Source organism: Streptomyces sp. NPDC058678, from assembly GCF_042714835.1.
Classification (GTDB): Bacteria; Actinomycetota; Actinomycetes; order Streptomycetales; family Streptomycetaceae; genus Streptomyces.
The window spans coordinates 44,922-59,308 of record NZ_JBHXSG010000030.1; the positions used below are offsets into that span (position 1 = coordinate 44,922).

At 72.3% G+C, this 14,387-nt stretch carries 11 protein-coding genes; 6 read left to right on the plus strand and 5 right to left on the minus strand.

The genetic code is table 11. From position 1 onward, the window contains the following. Positions 1-18: 18 nt before the first annotated feature. The 3 genes from ACFWWR_RS25695 (at position 19) to ACFWWR_RS25705 (ending at position 3,932) form a co-directional block, all read left to right on the plus strand. Entirely contained in the window at positions 19-756 is a 738-nt protein-coding gene (locus ACFWWR_RS25695) for a VOC family protein (protein ID WP_384305498.1), read from the plus strand. A gap of 190 nt (positions 757-946) precedes the next feature. After that, complete coding sequence (locus tag ACFWWR_RS25700) at positions 947-3,304, plus strand: PQQ-binding-like beta-propeller repeat protein (protein ID WP_383863817.1); 2,358 nt, start codon at positions 947-949, stop codon at positions 3,302-3,304. A 91-nt stretch (positions 3,305-3,395) separates the two neighbouring features. Further along, positions 3,396-3,932 (plus strand): hypothetical protein, encoded by a 537-nt coding sequence (locus ACFWWR_RS25705; RefSeq protein ID WP_384305501.1) that lies wholly within the window; start codon positions 3,396-3,398, stop codon positions 3,930-3,932. A gap of 7 nt (positions 3,933-3,939) precedes the next feature. Here ACFWWR_RS25705 and ACFWWR_RS25710 read toward each other — a convergent pair whose 3' ends face one another. The 3 genes from ACFWWR_RS25710 to ACFWWR_RS25720 are packed head-to-tail and all read right to left on the minus strand — an operon-like array spanning position 3,940 to position 6,290. Continuing rightward, the gene (locus tag ACFWWR_RS25710) at positions 3,940-4,713 is read right to left on the minus strand and encodes an enoyl-CoA hydratase/isomerase family protein (RefSeq protein WP_383863823.1); all 774 of its coding nucleotides are present in this window, start codon (positions 4,711-4,713) and stop codon (positions 3,940-3,942) included. Then, positions 4,710-5,129 carry a Zn-ribbon domain-containing OB-fold protein gene (locus ACFWWR_RS25715; RefSeq protein ID WP_383863826.1) on the minus strand — a complete coding sequence of 140 codons (420 nt, stop codon included), beginning with the start codon at positions 5,127-5,129 and terminating at the stop codon, positions 4,710-4,712. The genes ACFWWR_RS25710 and ACFWWR_RS25715 overlap by 4 nt, the downstream gene beginning before the upstream one ends. Before the next feature lie 3 nt (positions 5,130-5,132). Then, positions 5,133-6,290 carry a lipid-transfer protein gene (locus ACFWWR_RS25720; protein ID WP_384305504.1) on the minus strand — a complete coding sequence of 386 codons (1,158 nt, stop codon included), beginning with the start codon at positions 6,288-6,290 and terminating at the stop codon, positions 5,133-5,135. Positions 6,291-6,387: 97 nt separating this feature from the next. On the opposite strand from ACFWWR_RS25720, the gene ACFWWR_RS25725 reads away from it, so the two are divergent. Then, positions 6,388-7,992: a FadD3 family acyl-CoA ligase gene (locus tag ACFWWR_RS25725; RefSeq protein ID WP_383863832.1), complete on the plus strand. Its 1,605-nt coding sequence runs from the start codon at positions 6,388-6,390 to the stop codon at positions 7,990-7,992. A gap of 118 nt (positions 7,993-8,110) precedes the next feature. On the opposite strand, the gene ACFWWR_RS25730 is transcribed toward ACFWWR_RS25725, so the two are convergent. Together ACFWWR_RS25730 and ACFWWR_RS25735 are read right to left on the minus strand one after the other, a co-directional pair. Then, positions 8,111-8,311, minus strand: a complete 201-nt coding sequence (locus ACFWWR_RS25730; protein ID WP_383863835.1) for a hypothetical protein — start codon at positions 8,309-8,311, stop codon at positions 8,111-8,113. 221 nt (positions 8,312-8,532) lie between these two features. Further along, a complete protein-coding gene (locus ACFWWR_RS25735; protein ID WP_383863837.1) occupies positions 8,533-11,556 on the minus strand; it encodes a BTAD domain-containing putative transcriptional regulator in 3,024 nt (1,007 codons plus the stop codon). A gap of 656 nt (positions 11,557-12,212) precedes the next feature. Here ACFWWR_RS25735 and ACFWWR_RS25740 point away from each other — a divergent pair. After that, on the plus strand, positions 12,213-13,445 hold the full coding sequence (locus tag ACFWWR_RS25740) for an amidohydrolase family protein (protein ID WP_383863840.1): 1,233 nt from the start codon (positions 12,213-12,215) through the stop codon (positions 13,443-13,445). Between the two features lie 7 nt (positions 13,446-13,452). Then, positions 13,453-14,382: a TIGR03619 family F420-dependent LLM class oxidoreductase gene (locus ACFWWR_RS25745; protein WP_383863843.1), complete on the plus strand. Its 930-nt coding sequence runs from the start codon at positions 13,453-13,455 to the stop codon at positions 14,380-14,382. Positions 14,383-14,387: the final 5 nt, after the last annotated feature.

Here is a 14,387-nt window from a genome sequence, read left to right on the forward strand (position 1 = left end):
CGCCGTTACGTTGGCGGCATGGCCGAAAACAGGGCATCCGGGTACGGAGAGGACGTCTACGGAGAGGGCGTCCCCTGCTGGGTGGACGCACAGCTCCCCGACGTCGAGGCGGGCAAGCGGTTCTACGGTGAGCTCTTCGGGTGGACCTTCGAGGACGCGTACCAGGGGTCCACGTGGGCCCTGGCGGACGGCGAACCCGTCGCCGCGCTCGCCCGCAAGGCGGACGGCCGGCTGCCCACCGTCTGGACGGTGTACTTCGCCACCCCGGACGTCGAGGGGCTCGCCGACCGCGTCTGGGCGGCCGGCGGGCAGGTCGTCACCGCGCCCGTGCCGGTCGGTGACCTGGGCACGGCCGCGCTGGTCACCGACGCGGAGGGGGCCGTCTTCGGCCTCTGGCAGCCCGGCACGCACCGCGGTTTCGGCAGGCGGCACGAGCCGGGCACCTTCGCCTGGGCCGAGCTGTACACCCGGGACACCGAGGCCGCCAACACCTTCTACGGCGGGCTCTTCCACGAGGCCCTCTTCGGCCTCGAAGCCCGGCCCGACTTCGGCCGCGCCCCCGTCCTGGAGGTCTTCCCCGCCGAGATGCCGCCCCACTTCCTCGTCCACTTCGGCGCCGAGGACTGCGCGGCCGCCCTCGGGACGGTGAACCGGCTCGGCGGACGTGTCCAGGCGCCGCCCTTCGAGACTTCGTACGGGCGGGTGGCCGTCGTCACCGACAATCAGGGAGCGTCTTTCGCGCTGCTGCAGCGGTAGAGCACACTGCCGGCACGAGGGAGAATCCTGCTTTGATGTGAGACACCCCATTTGTTTCCGGGTTCGCAACCCGCGCCCGGGCCAGGAAGAATCGGGGTGCGTGCCGCCATGGCGGTGCGGTGGTGAGACGCTGCACGGGGTCGCGTACACATGTGGCATGACGCGGCCCGTACGGGGAGGTGGCAGGCAAGTGGTGGATCAGCTGACGCAGCACGATCCGCGGCGCATCGGGCCGTTCGAGGTGCTGGGACGGCTGGGTGCCGGCGGCATGGGGCTGGTCTATCTGGCGCGCTCGGCGTCCGGGCGACGCGTGGCGATCAAGACGGTCCGTACGGAGCTCGCGGAGGACCAGCTCTTCCGCGTCCGCTTCACCCGGGAGGTGGAAGCGGCCCGCGCGGTCTCCGGCTTCTACACGGCGGCCGTGGTCGACGCCGATCCGCGTGCGGCCGTGCCGTGGCTGGCCACCGCGTACGTCCCCGCGCCCTCGCTCGAGGAGATAGTCAACGAGTGCGGGCCGATGCCGGCCCAGGCGGTGCGCTGGCTGGCGGCGGGCGTGGCGGAGGCCCTGCAGTCGATTCACGGGGCCGGGCTGGTGCACAGGGACCTGAAACCGTCGAACGTCCTGGTGGTCGAGGACGGCCCCCGGGTCATCGACTTCGGCATCGCGTCCGGTGTGTCGAACACACGTTTGACGATGACGAACGTCGCCGTGGGCACCCCCGCCTACATGTCCCCCGAGCAGGCCAAGGACTCCCGCAGCGTCACCGGTGCGAGCGACGTCTTCTCGCTCGGCTCCATGCTGGTCTTCGCCGCCACCGGCCACCCGCCCTTCCACGGCGCCAACCCCGTCGAGACCGTCTTCATGCTGCTCCGCGAGGGCCCGGACCTCGAAGGCCTCCCGGACGAACTGCGCCCCCTCATCGAGTCCTGCATGCAGATGGAGGCGACGGGCCGCCCCAACCCGGCCGACCTCCAGTCCCAGCTGGCGCCCCACCTCTACGGCTCCGGCTCCGACGACAGCGGTACGGCGTCGGCGTGGCTGCCCGAGCGTGCGGTGGCCCTCATCGAGGCGCGGCGCGGTGGCCGGCCGCCGGTGAAGCAGACGCAGAGCGGCGGGCGCAGCGGAGGCGGACGGGTCGCTCCCATCCCGCCCCCGCCGTCCCGTGACCCGGTGGTCCCGGGGCCGGTCCCGGGCCCCGTGTCCGTGTCCGCCGCCCCCGACACCGGCCCCGTGCGCCTCGCCGGCGCCCAGGTGCCCATCGGGCCCGGCCCGCGCGTCGCCGACGCCCGCGCCGCCGCCGTCAAGGCGCCCCCGCCGGAGGCCGGCCTGGTCGCCTCCTGGTCCAGGCCCCGCCCCGGCGTCAACGGTGCCGACCCCGCCGTACCGTCGGCGCCTCCCGTGCCCGCGGAGACCGCGGCCGGCTGGCGCCCCTGGCGCTTCCGCATGTCGAACGACGTCTGGGGCACGCCCTCCGTCGCCGGCGACCTCGTCTACGTCACCTCCTTCGAGGTCCACGCGCTGGACGTGGCCACCGGCCGCCGGCGCTTCAAGACGCGGGACGTGGCCTGGTCGATGGCGGTCGCGGACGGACGGATCCACGCCTCCGACGGACCCACCCTGTTCGCCCTCGACGCCCGCGAGGGCCAGGACCTGTGGCGGCTGTCCACGGACGCCTGGGTGTACTCCCTCAAGGCCGACCGGGGCACCGTGATCACCGGGACCCGCGGCGGCGGCGTCCAGGCCTGGGAGGCGTCCGGCGGCCAGAAGCTGTGGGAGCTCGGCGGCTGCCAGACCGACTTCGAGTCCCCGGAGGCCGGACCCACCCTGCACGAGGGCACGGTGTACGTCTGGCACGACGGCCGCCTGCGCGCCCTGGACGCCCGCACGGGCGACGAGCGCTGGTCGTACCCCATCGGCGACACGGCCTCCTGCGGCGGTGTGCCGGTCCGGGTGGCCCAGGCCCACGACGGCCACGTCTACGTGTCCGCGGGCACCCGGGTCCTCGCGCTCGACGTGGTGAGCGGCCACGTCCGCTGGCACTTCGAGGCCCCGGCCGTCTTCCTCTGCCCGCCCACCTTCGTGCCGGGCCCCGCGGTCACCGGCGGAGGCGTGTACCTGGCGGACTACCTCGGCACGGTCTACGCCCTGGACGCCACCGACGGCCGTGACCGCTGGCGCATCGCCACCGAGGCCCGGTCGTCCGTCGACTCGGTGCTGGTGGCGGCCGGGCACGTGCACGTGGGCAGCGGCAAGGGGCTCTACACCCTGGACGCGGTCACCGGCACGCCCAAGTGGCGCTTCCAGGCGGGCGGCGACATCGTGGGCGCCCCCGCGGTCGCGGAGGGCCGTATCCACTTCGGTTCGACCGACCACCTGCTCTACACGCTCAAGGCCGACGACGGGCGCCTTCGGTGGAAGCTCGCCACGGGCGGCGAGATCACCGGCTCCCCGGTCGTGAAGGACGGGGTCGTGTACGCGTGCAGCAAGGACCGGTGCGTGTACGCGCTGGACGCGGAGAAGGGGACGGGGACGGCCAGGACCACCTGACCCCGGCGGGATCCGGCCCGGCGCCACGCCGGGTACGCGACCATCGCCACGCGGTGACATGACCGTGACAGGCGGTGCGTAGAGTGACGGCATGCATCGACGGGGACGCAGGCTCAAGTTCACAGCGGTGGCGGTACTGGTCGTGCTGTCGCTCACCGGGTTCTCATCGGGACGCGGTCACGGCAGCAGCGGAAGCAGCAGTGGTGGGGACGGCGGGGGCTGCAGCAGCTCCAGCCAGAACCACGACAGTTCGTCGTCGACGTCCGGCGGCAGTACGTACCGTGACCACGACGACGATGACGACTACAACGACACCGGAAGCTCCTCCGGCAGTTCCTCCACGAGCACGTCCAAGCCGCTGTCGGACGCCAGGGTCAAGCTGGTGAGCTGCGCGACGGAGGACGAAGCGTACGCCACGGTCGAGGTCAGCAACCCGAACTCCCGCGCCGCCTACTTCACCGTCACCGTCAGGTTCCTCGACGCCGGTTCCGAGCAGGTGGACGTGCGGAGCGTGGACGAGTACGTCGCCGCGAACGACGAGGTGAAGGTGCGGGTGCCCCTGTCAAGCCCGGGCCTGGCGGCCCAGGTGGACCGCTGCGACCCGGACCCGTACGCGCCGGCCGGCTGACGGACGCTCAACGCAACCGGAACCTGCCGCTCTGCCGCCCGGCGAACAGCTCCGCCTGCCGCTCTGCGGGCAGGTTCCCCAGCGAGATGAGATGCGGCGCCTGCGCGAACCCCTGCGCCCGCGCCGCCTCCTTCGCCGCCCACAGGGCACGGACGGTCCCCTGGGTGGCCTCGGCCGGATACCCGGCGATGACGGCGGCGCAGGCGGTCGCCGCCTCCAAAGCTTCCCCCTGCTCGGTGAGTTCGGAGACCAGCCCGATGTCGTGGGCCCGCCGGGCGGAGATCCGCTCGGCCGTGCCCATCAGCGTCATCCGCGCGACCTCCCCGTACGGCATCCGCTGCGCCATCAGCACCGACTCGTACGCGCTGACCATGCCGTAGGTGGTGTGCGGATCGAAGAACGTCGCGGTCGTGTCCGCGACGACGAACTCCGACTCGCCGAGCAGGTAGAAGGCGCCTCCGCAGGCCATCCCGCACACGGCGGCCACCACCGGCTTCCACAGGTCGTTCGCCTTCGGTCCGACCGTGAGCAACGGATCGTCCTGCATGTACGGCGACTTCGGCTGCGGTACCACCGCGTCCCGGTCGATCCCGGTACAGAACGCCCGCTCCCCGGCGCCGGTGAGGACGACGGCCCGCACCGAGTCGTCGAACCGCAACTCCCGCCACGCGCTCCTGAGTTCGTCGGCCATGGTGAGGTCGATGGCGTTGAGCTTGGCCGGCCGGTCGAGGGTGACGACGGCGACGCCGGTGTCCTTGTCGGCGTCGACGCGCACGTTCACGACCGCTCCGGGATCCACTGCGGGAGCCCGGTCGCCTCGTCGTACGCGAAGGACACCTTGGCGCCGATCCGGATGCCGTGCGGATCAAGGGAGTCGAGAGGGGCGCCGGGCTCGCTGACCAGGTTGCCGACCATCCGTATGCGCGGCGCCTCGGCGAGTTCGACGACGACGACGTTGTACGGCGCCAGCGCCGCGTAGTCCGGCAGGAGCGGCGGATGCGGAACGACGTACGACCAGACGCGCCCCTGCCCGGACATGGCCTGCCATCCACTCGCGAAGGACCGGCAGTGCGGGCAGCACGGGCGGGGCGGGAAGCGGAGCTCGCCGCAGTCGGCGCAGGCCTGGACGCGGAGCTCGCCCTGGGCGGCGTAGTGCCAGAAGGGGGCGCCGTCGGGGTCGGTGACGGGGGTCAGCACGGGTCAACTCCTCAGCAGCAGGGCGGAGGTGGGCACACCCTCACCCGCGGTGACGAGGCAGGTGGCGGCGCCCGGGACCTGTGCCGTACTGGTCCCCCGGAGCTGCTTCACGCCTTCGTTGATCAGGTTGAAGCCATGGACGTACGCCTCGCTGAGCCCGCCGCCCCCGGTGTTCAGGGGCAGCCGCCCGCCGATCTCCAGGGCACCCCCCTCGGTGAAGGCGCCCCCGTCCCCCCGTCCGCAGAAGCCGTAGCCCTCCAGGGAGAGCGGCACGAGGGCGGTGAACGCGTCGTAGATCTGGGCGACGTCGACGTCCTGGGGTGTGAAGTCGGCGTGCTTCCACAGGTGCCGGGCGGCGGTCCAGGCGGGGCCGGTGAGGGGGTCGTCGTTCCAGTAGTTGACCATGCCGTGGTGCTGGGCGGGGAGCCCCTGGGCGGCGGAGTGGACGTAGACGGGTCTGCGCCGGCAGTCCCGGGCCCGCTCCCTGCTGACGATCACGCAGGCCAACGCGCCGTCCGTCTCCAGGCAGTTGTCGAAGAGGCAGAGGGGCTCACTGATCCAGCGTGAGGTCATGTACATCTCGCGGGTCAGGGGGCGGTCGTACATGATCGCGGCGGGGTTCTGGTTCGCACGGTTGCGGCAGGCGAGGGCGACGTTGAAGAGGTGGTCGCGGGTGGCGCCGTATTCGTGCAGGTAACGGCGGGCGAGCATGGCTATCTCGTCCACGGGCCGCAGGAGACCGAAGGGCCGCGTCCACTGGGCGGGGGTGGGGAGCTGGGCGGTGGTGTTCTTCCAGGGCCGGGGGCCGGACCCCCGCTTCCGCGATCTCCAGGCGACGCCGACGGTGGCCTGTCCCGTGGCGATGGCGGCGGCGAGATGGGCGACGGTGGCACAGGAACCGCCGCCACCGAACCCGATCTTGCTGAAGAAGGTGAGGTCACCGAAGCCGACGGCCTTCGCGAGCTCGACCTCGTCGGTCTCCTCCATCGTGTACGAGGCGAGGGCGTCGACCTCGCCGGGTGCGATCCCGGCGTCGTCGAGAGCGGCGAGAACGGCACGGCAGGCGAGGGTCTTCTCGTCCTCGGGGAGGTGCTTCGCGAAGGGGGTCTGACCGATGCCGACGATGGCGGTGGCGTCCTTGATCCCTGCTGCTCCGGCCATGCTGGGCGTTACCTCCGCACGCTCGCTGGGCGGCTGACAGACCGTCAGAGTACAGCTAATCTGACGGGTAGTCAGCTAGTGGGACTGGAGGCCTCCCGTGCGCGGTGACTTGGAGTGGGGCAGCATTCCGGGGCTGGTCAGGTGGGCGGCCGAGCGGTACCCGGACGTCGAGGCGGTGGTGGACGGCCGCACCCGGATCTCCTACGGCGAGTTGGGCGCCCGCGTGGACCGAGCGGCGGCCGCGTGCATCGCGAACGGGATCGCGGCCGGCGACCGGGTCGCGATCTGGGCCCCGAACACCCTCGACTGGATCGTCTCCGCCCTGGGCACGGTCTCGGCGGGCGCGGTACTGGTGCCGTTGAACACCCGCTTCAAGGGGACGGAAGCGGCGGACGTCCTGCGACGCAGCGGCGCCCGACTGCTGTTCGTGACGGGCACGTTCCTCGGGACGTCGTACGTGGCGTCACTGCGGAGGGCGGCGGGACACGGGGCGGGTGACGGCGTGCTGCCGGGGCTGCCGGCACTGGAGCAGGTGGTCGTCCTCTCCGACGACGCCCCGGCCGACTTCCGCACCTGGAAGGACTTCCTGGCGAGCGGCGACGGGGTGGCGGAGGCCCGGGTCCGTGCCCGGGCCTCGGCGGTCCCCGGCTCGGCGCCCTCGGACATCATCTACACCTCCGGTACGACGGGCCGCCCCAAGGGTGCCGTGATCACCCACGCGCAGACACTGCGGGCGTACGAGGTGTGGAGCGACCTGGCCGGTCTGCGGCAGGGCGACCGCTACCTGATCGTCAACCCGTTCTTCCACACCTTCGGCTACAAGGCGGGCGTGATCGCCTGCCTGATGCGGGGCGCGACGATGATCCCCCAGCCGGTCTTCAACGTGGACACCGTGCTGGCCAACATCGCGGCGGAACGGGTGTCGGTCCTGCCCGGCCCGCCCACCCTGCACCAGTCGTTGCTGGACCACCCGGCCAGGGACGCCCACGACCTGTCCGCTCTGCGCCTGGTGGTGACGGGCGCGGCGGTGGTGCCGTTGCGCCTGGTCGAGCGCCTGCGGGGCGAACTGGGCGTGAGCACGGTCCTCACGGCCTACGGCCTGTCCGAGGCGAGCGGCATCGTCACGATGTGCCGCCGCGGCGACGACCCGGCGGTCATCGCGTCCACGTCGGGCCGGGCGATACCGGGGGCGGAGGTGCGGGTGGTGGACGCCGGGGGACGGACGGCAGGGCCCGGTGTCCCCGGCGAGGTCCTGGTCCGCGGCTTCACCGTCATGCGCGGCTACTACGACGACGAGGCCGAGGGCGCGACGGGGGAGGTGCTGGGGGAGGACGGCTGGCTGCGCACGGGAGACGTGGGCGTGCTGGACGAGGCGGGCAACCTGCGCATCACGGACCGTCTGAAGGACATGTTCATCGTCGGCGGCTTCAACGCCTACCCGGCGGAGATCGAGCAACTGCTGGGCCTGCACCCGGGCGTGGCCGACGTGGCGGTGATCGGCGTACCGGATCCCCGACTGGGTGAGGTCGGCAAGGCGTACGTGGTCCGGCGGCCGGGGGCCGTGCTGACGGGGGACGACCTGATCGCCTGGGCGCGACGCGAGATGGCGAACTACAAGGTGCCGAGATCGGTGGAGTTCCTGGCAGAGCTGCCTCGGAACGCCGGGGGGAAGGTGGTGAAGGGGCAGTTGCGGGGGCGATAGCGGCCGGGCGGGGCCGGCGCGGTCACGGAACGTCCTGAGACGGATGCCGGACATGCCTCGACCGCGGCGGCCTCCCCTCCGCGCCGCCGCGGTCGATCCCCCGTCCGGGAAGGTCTGGTCAGACCGGCTCGTCCGTGGCGTGCACGTTGTCCGTCGACGCGTCGCCCGTGTCGTCGCGGGTCACCTTGAGCGGCTCGGTGGTGGCATGCACGTTCTTGGTCTTGATGGGCTCGCTGGTGGCGTGGACGTTGTCCGTGGTGGCGTCGCCGATCGGCTCGCCCGTGGCGTGGACGTTGTCGGTGCTGTTCTCGTCGGTCATGTCGCTGACTCCCCTGACAGTGTTGTGCGATGGACTGACAGATCCGCCCGGCAACTCCCCCGAGGGTTGCCGGGCGGACCCGCTGGGCCGGTTCACCCTAAGAGGTCCGGCCGCTCGTCGCTCCGCCTGCCCCCCGACGCGACGGCTCGACACGGTTGAGAGTGCCGGGCGGCGATAAACGAATGATGAACGCGGATCACCGGGCGGCCGGGGACGCCGCCTCAGACGACTGCCGTCGGCTTCAGCAGGCTCCTGACCTCGGCCGCTTCCGGGGAACCCAACGTCTCGAAGATGTCGAGGGCTTCACGCCAGCACACCTGGGCCCGGTCGCGCTGACCGATCCCGTCGAGCGCCTGTCCCAGCACCGTCAGGACGTTTCCGCGTCGCCATTCGCCGCCGATGCCGCGCAGCAGGGTCAGTGCCGTCTCGGCGTTCACCGCGGCCTTGGCCGGGCGACGCGCGGCGAGGTCGAGTTCGGCGAGGCGGAACAGGGTCATGCCCTCCCACAGGCGTTGGCGGCTGTCCCGGAACACCTGGAGGGCCTGGTGCAGGCACTCGGTCGCCTCGGACAGCCTCCCGCTCTGGGTGAGGGCGAGGCCCAGCGCGTACCGGCCGTTGGCCCCCCTCAGGGCGTGCCCCATGTCGTCGTACATCGCCGCGCCCTGCTGGGCCATCGCCACCGCGGTCTTCGTCCGTCCGGTGGCCAGATGGATGCGGGACAGGTTGCACAGGGCGCTGGCCTCGCCCGGCCGGTCGCCGACGGCGCGGAAACTCTCGATGGCGCGGGTGAAGTGCTCCTCGCCCTCCTGGTGCCGGTTCTGGTACAGCGCGACCACACCGCTGATGTTGGACGACCAGCAGCCCGTGAGCGGGTCGTCGGCCTCCCGGGCCAGCTCCGTGGCGCGCTCGGCCTCCTGGACGGCCACGTCGAACCTGCTGCCGGAGATGTGGTGGACGAAGGCCAGCATCGTCAGCGCCCGTGCCTCCGTGCGGGGGTCCCCGGCTTCCCGCGCCGCGTCCCTCAGGAGTCCGGCCACGGCCTCGTACTCCTTGGAGTTGGCTCCCGACTCGGCCAGGTCGACCGCCGCCCAGAGGATGTCGACGGCGCGTCGCAGTGTCGCGGGCCGGGCGGACTGGCGTACACACGCGAGCAGGGAGACCGCCTCGGCGTACAGCCAGTCCTGCGCCGCGTGGCGGTCGGAGAAGGCCAGCCCCGGGTACGCGGTGCGCTCCAGGTGGTCCACGAGCCGGTCCTCGGGCCGTTCGATCAGGTAGCCCCCCGCCACGGTGGCCAGGTAGAAGTCCAGCAGCCGGGACATCGCCGCCGCCCGCTCACTGGGCGGCCACTCGTCCCTCTCCGCACAGGCACGCGCGTAGAGCCGCACCAGATCGTGGTACCGGTAGCGGCCCGGGGCCGCCGACTCCAGCAGCGAGGTGTCGACGAGGGACTCCAGCAGGTCCTCGGTCTCCTCCACCGGCAGGTCCAGCACCGCCGCGGCCGCCGCCAGCGAGAGGTCGGGTCCGTCCGCCAGTCCGAGCAGCCGGAACGCGCGTGCCTGGGCGGGCTCCAGAGCCCCGTACCCCAGCTCGAAGGTGGCCTTCACCGCGAGGTCGCCGGCCTGCAACTCGTCCAGGCGACGGCGTTCGTCCGCCAGCTTCGCGGCGAGGACCGACACGGTCCACGTGCGGCGGGCTGCCAGGCGGGACGCGGCGATGCGGATGGCCAGGGGGAGGAACCCGCATGCCGCCACGACATCCAGGGCGGCCTCCCGCTCCGAGCGCACCCGTTCCTCGCCGACGATCTTCGTGAACAGTTGCAGGGCCTCGTCCGGCGACATCACGTCGAGGTCGACGAGGTGGGCCCCCGCCAGGTCCACCATCCGGACGCGGGAGGTGACCAGGGCCGCGCACCCCTCCATGCCGGGGAGCAGGGGGCGTACCTGCGCGGCGTCGCGGGCGTTGTCCAGCAGCACCAGGATCCGACGGCCGTCCAGCATCGAGCGGTACAGCGCCGCCCGTTCCTCCAGGGAGTCGGGGATGGCGGAATCGGCGGTGCCCAGGGCTCGCAGGAAGGAGCCGAGTACCGTCTCCGGCTCCGCCGCCCGCGCGCCGGCGCCCTGCAGGTCCACGTACAACTGGCCGTCGGGGAACGCCGCCCGCGCCTGGTGCGCCACGTGTACCGCCAGCGTCGTCTTGCCGACGCCGCCGATGCCCGCCACGGCCGACACCGCCATCACCCGGCCCTTGGCGGAGGCCAGTACCTCGCCGAGTTCCGAGACGAAGGCGGCGCGGCCCGTGAAGTCGGGGACGGTGGCGGGGAGCTGGGCCGGGCGTACCGGCGCGGCGGACGGCTCCGCCTTGGGCGCCGAGGGTTCCGCCAGGCCGGGATCGGCCTGCAGAATCCGCTGCTGCAGATCCCGCAGTCCCGGGCGCGGGTCCACGCCGAGCTCGTCGGCCAGGAGGCGGCGCGTGTCCGCGTACACGGCCAGCGCCTCCGCCTGGCGTCCACTGCGGTACAGCGCCAGCATCAGCAGCTCGCGCAACCGCTCCCGCAGCGGATGCGCCGCCGTCAGCGCCGTCAGCTCCGAGACCGCCTCGGCGTGGCAGCCCTGCTCCAGGTCCATGTCCAGGCGGGACTCCAGCAACTGGAGCCGCCACTCCTCGAGGCGCACCCGCTGCGTCTCCGCGTACGGCCCCGGCACCCCGGCCAGCGCCTCACCGTCCCAGAGGGCCAGCGCCCGGCCCAGGACGTCCCGCGCATGGCACAGGTCTCCGGCCGACCGGGCCTTCTCCGCCTCCGCCGCCAGGTCCTGTACGACGGAGAGATCCAGCGCGCCGTCGCGCAGCCCACGGATCGCGTACCCGCCGGACTCGCTCACCAGCACGCCGGGGTCCAGCACCTTCCGGAGCCGGGAGGCGTACGTCCGCAGCGCCGCCAGCGCCTGCGAGGGCGACTCCTCACCCCACAGGGCGTCGATCAGCTCGGCGGCGGTGGCCGTGCGGCCCTCACGGAGCAGCAGGGCGGCCAGGAGGGCGCGTTGCTGAGGGGAACCGGTGCTCAGCGACTCCTCGCCCCGCCAGGCACGCACCGGCCCGAGCACACCGAAGCGCAGAGCCACGGCGGCCTCTTCGGCAGCGGCCCCACCGGATCCCGGAGCCACGGCCGCTTGCTGCGAGCCAGGCCCGCTCGACTCGTGTGTCAGGGGCGCGTCTTGGGTCGCGGCCGCGTCGTATTCCGGGGTCATGGCCGCTCTGTGAGGGTCGCGCTCGCTCGACTCGCCTGCCAGGGGCGCGTCTTGGGCTCCGGCCGCGTCTGATTCCGGGGTCATGGCCGCCCTCTCAGGGTCGCGTCCGCCCGACTCACGTGCCAGGGGCGCCTCTTGGGCCCCGGCCGCTGCAACGGACCCCGCTGCAGCGGTCGCCACTTCACCCCCGGGGGCACCGGCCCCCGCTTCGGCCCCAGGCGCCCCGGCCCGCACGGCTGCGGCCCCGGCGTCGGCCTCCGCCCCGTCGGGTCCGGGCGCCACGGCCGCCACAGCCCCCTCGTCAGGCCCGGGCCCGCCGGATCCCGCAGTCACGGTCGCCGCCGCGGCCCCCCGTACGCCCGTTCCCAGCACCACCGCCTCCTCCTCGGAGAAGCCGGGGCGCCGCCTCTGCTCCGGTACACGCGGTACCTCCGGCACTCGCGGTACACCGTCCATCGCCGTCGTCCCCCTAGATGTCCTGAGCCACCCCGCCAGTTTGCCTTGTTCATGGCAGATGCGTCAGCCGTGGAGGGCCCGATCACAGCTGGGCGCGCGGGATATCACAAGCCCCTCACCGTCTCTCCCCACCTGCCCGGGAACCCACAAGCCCCATTCTGCTAGCTGACGGACCGTCAGATCGGCGCTACCGTGCCCCCATGGAGACCAACTCGCCCTTTCCTCTGATCATTTCCGTCGACGACCACACCGTCGAACCCCCCACCGTCTGGCAGGACAGGCTCCCGAAGAAGTACCTCGACACCGGCCCCCGCACAGTGCGCGCCCCACTCAAGGAAATGACCTTCCTCGGCGGCCGCTTCAAGCCCGTCATGGGCAAGCCGGGCGACGACGGGCCCATCGGCGACTGGTGGGTCTACGAGGACCTGCACCGCCCCCTGACCCGCCTCGACACCGCCGTCGGCTACAGCAGGGACGAGATCAAGCTGGAGGTCATCACCTACGAGCAGATGCGGCCGGGGTCGTACGACGTCCCGGCCCGCCTCGCCGACATGGACGTCAACCACGTCCAGTCCGCCGTCTGCTTCCCGACCTTCCCCCGCTTCTGCGGCCAGACCTTCACCGAGGCGAAGGACCATGAGCTCGGTCTCCTCTGCGTCCAGGCCTACAACGACTGGATGGTGGAGGAGTGGTGCGGACCCAAGGCGCACGGTCGCCTCATACCGCTCACCCTCATCCCCCTCTGGGACGCCGAACTGGCCGCCGCGGAAGTCCGCCGCAACGCCGCCCGCGGCGTCCGCGCCGTCGCGTTCTCCGAGATCCCCCCGCACCTCGGGCTGCCGTCCGTCCACACCGACGACTGGGACCCCTTCCTCGCCGCCTGCGACGAGACCGGCACGGTCGTCGCCATGCACATCGGCTCCAGCAGCCGTATGCCGTCGACCTCCGCCGACGCCCCGCCCGCCGTCGGCTCCACCATCACCTTCGCCAACTGCTGCTTCTCGATGGTGGACTGGCTGATGAGCGGCAAGTTCGAGCGCTTCCCGAACCTCAAGGTCATGTACGCCGAGGGGCAGATCGGCTGGATCCCCTACATCCTGGAGCGCGCCGACGTCGTCTGGGAGGAGAACCGCGGCTGGGGCGGCGTCGCCGACAAGGTCCACCGGCCGCCGTCCGAGCTGTTCGCCGAGCACGTCCACGGCTGTTTCTTCGACGACGCCTTCGGGCTGCGGAACCTGGACGCCATCGGAGTCGGGAACGTCCTCTACGAGACCGACTACCCCCACTCCGACTCGACCTGGCCGAAGTCGCGGGAGGTCGGCGAGGCCCAGATGGGGCACCTGGACGCCGACGTCGTGGAGCGGATCGTACGGCGGAACGCGATCGAGCTGCTCCAGCTGACCCCGGACGGACTCTGGGACGGTCCGAGGTGATCGCGGGATGAACCGAGGGATGATCCGGTACGGCATCCAGCTCCCCGTCCAGTCCCAGAGCACCCTCTACGCCGAAGCGTGGGAGGCCGCCGCCGGACCGGACGACCTCCTCGACATCGCCCGTACCGCCGACCGCGCCGGCTTCGACTACCTCGCCTGCTGCGACCACGTCGCCATCCCGCGCCGGCTCGCACCCGCGATGGGCACGGTCTGGTACGACCCCGTGGCCACGCTCGCCTTCCTGGCCGCCGCGACCGAGCGCGTACGGCTGCTCAGTCACGTCGCCGTCGTCGGGCTGCGGCACCCGCTCCTGACCGCCAAGCAGTACGCCACCCTCGACCTTCTGAGCGGGGGGCGGCTGGTCCTGGGCGTGGGTGCCGGGCACGTCGTGGAGGAGTTCGAGGCGCTCGGCGTGGACTTCCGGCAGCGGGGAGCCGTGCTCGACGAGTCCATCGACGCGCTGAAGAAGGCGCTCGGGCCGGACGAGTTCCCCGAGCACCACGGCAAGCTCTACGACTTCCAGGACCTGGGACAGCGGCCCAGGCCGGCCCAGACCCGCGTCCCCCTTTGGGTCGGCGGCTCCTCGCCCGCCGCCGTACGCAGGGCCGCGCTCAAGGGAGACGGCTGGCTGCCGCAGGGCGACCCGCGCGAACGGCTGCCCGCGCAGATCGAGCGCATCAGGAGCCTCCGGGAAGAGGCCGCCGTGCGGGGTCCCTTCACCGTCGGCGCCATCGCCGAACCGCTGTACATCGGCACCCCGACCTGGAACGTCGGGCGCCGCACCCTCACCGGCCCGCCCGACACGCTCGCCGAGTCCCTGCGCGCCTACCGCGCGATGGGCGTTGACCAGATCCAGGTCCGGTTCCGCAGCCGGAGCCGTACCGAGCTCACCGACCAGATGACCGCGTTCGGGGTCGAGATCGCCCCGCACCTTTGAGGAGG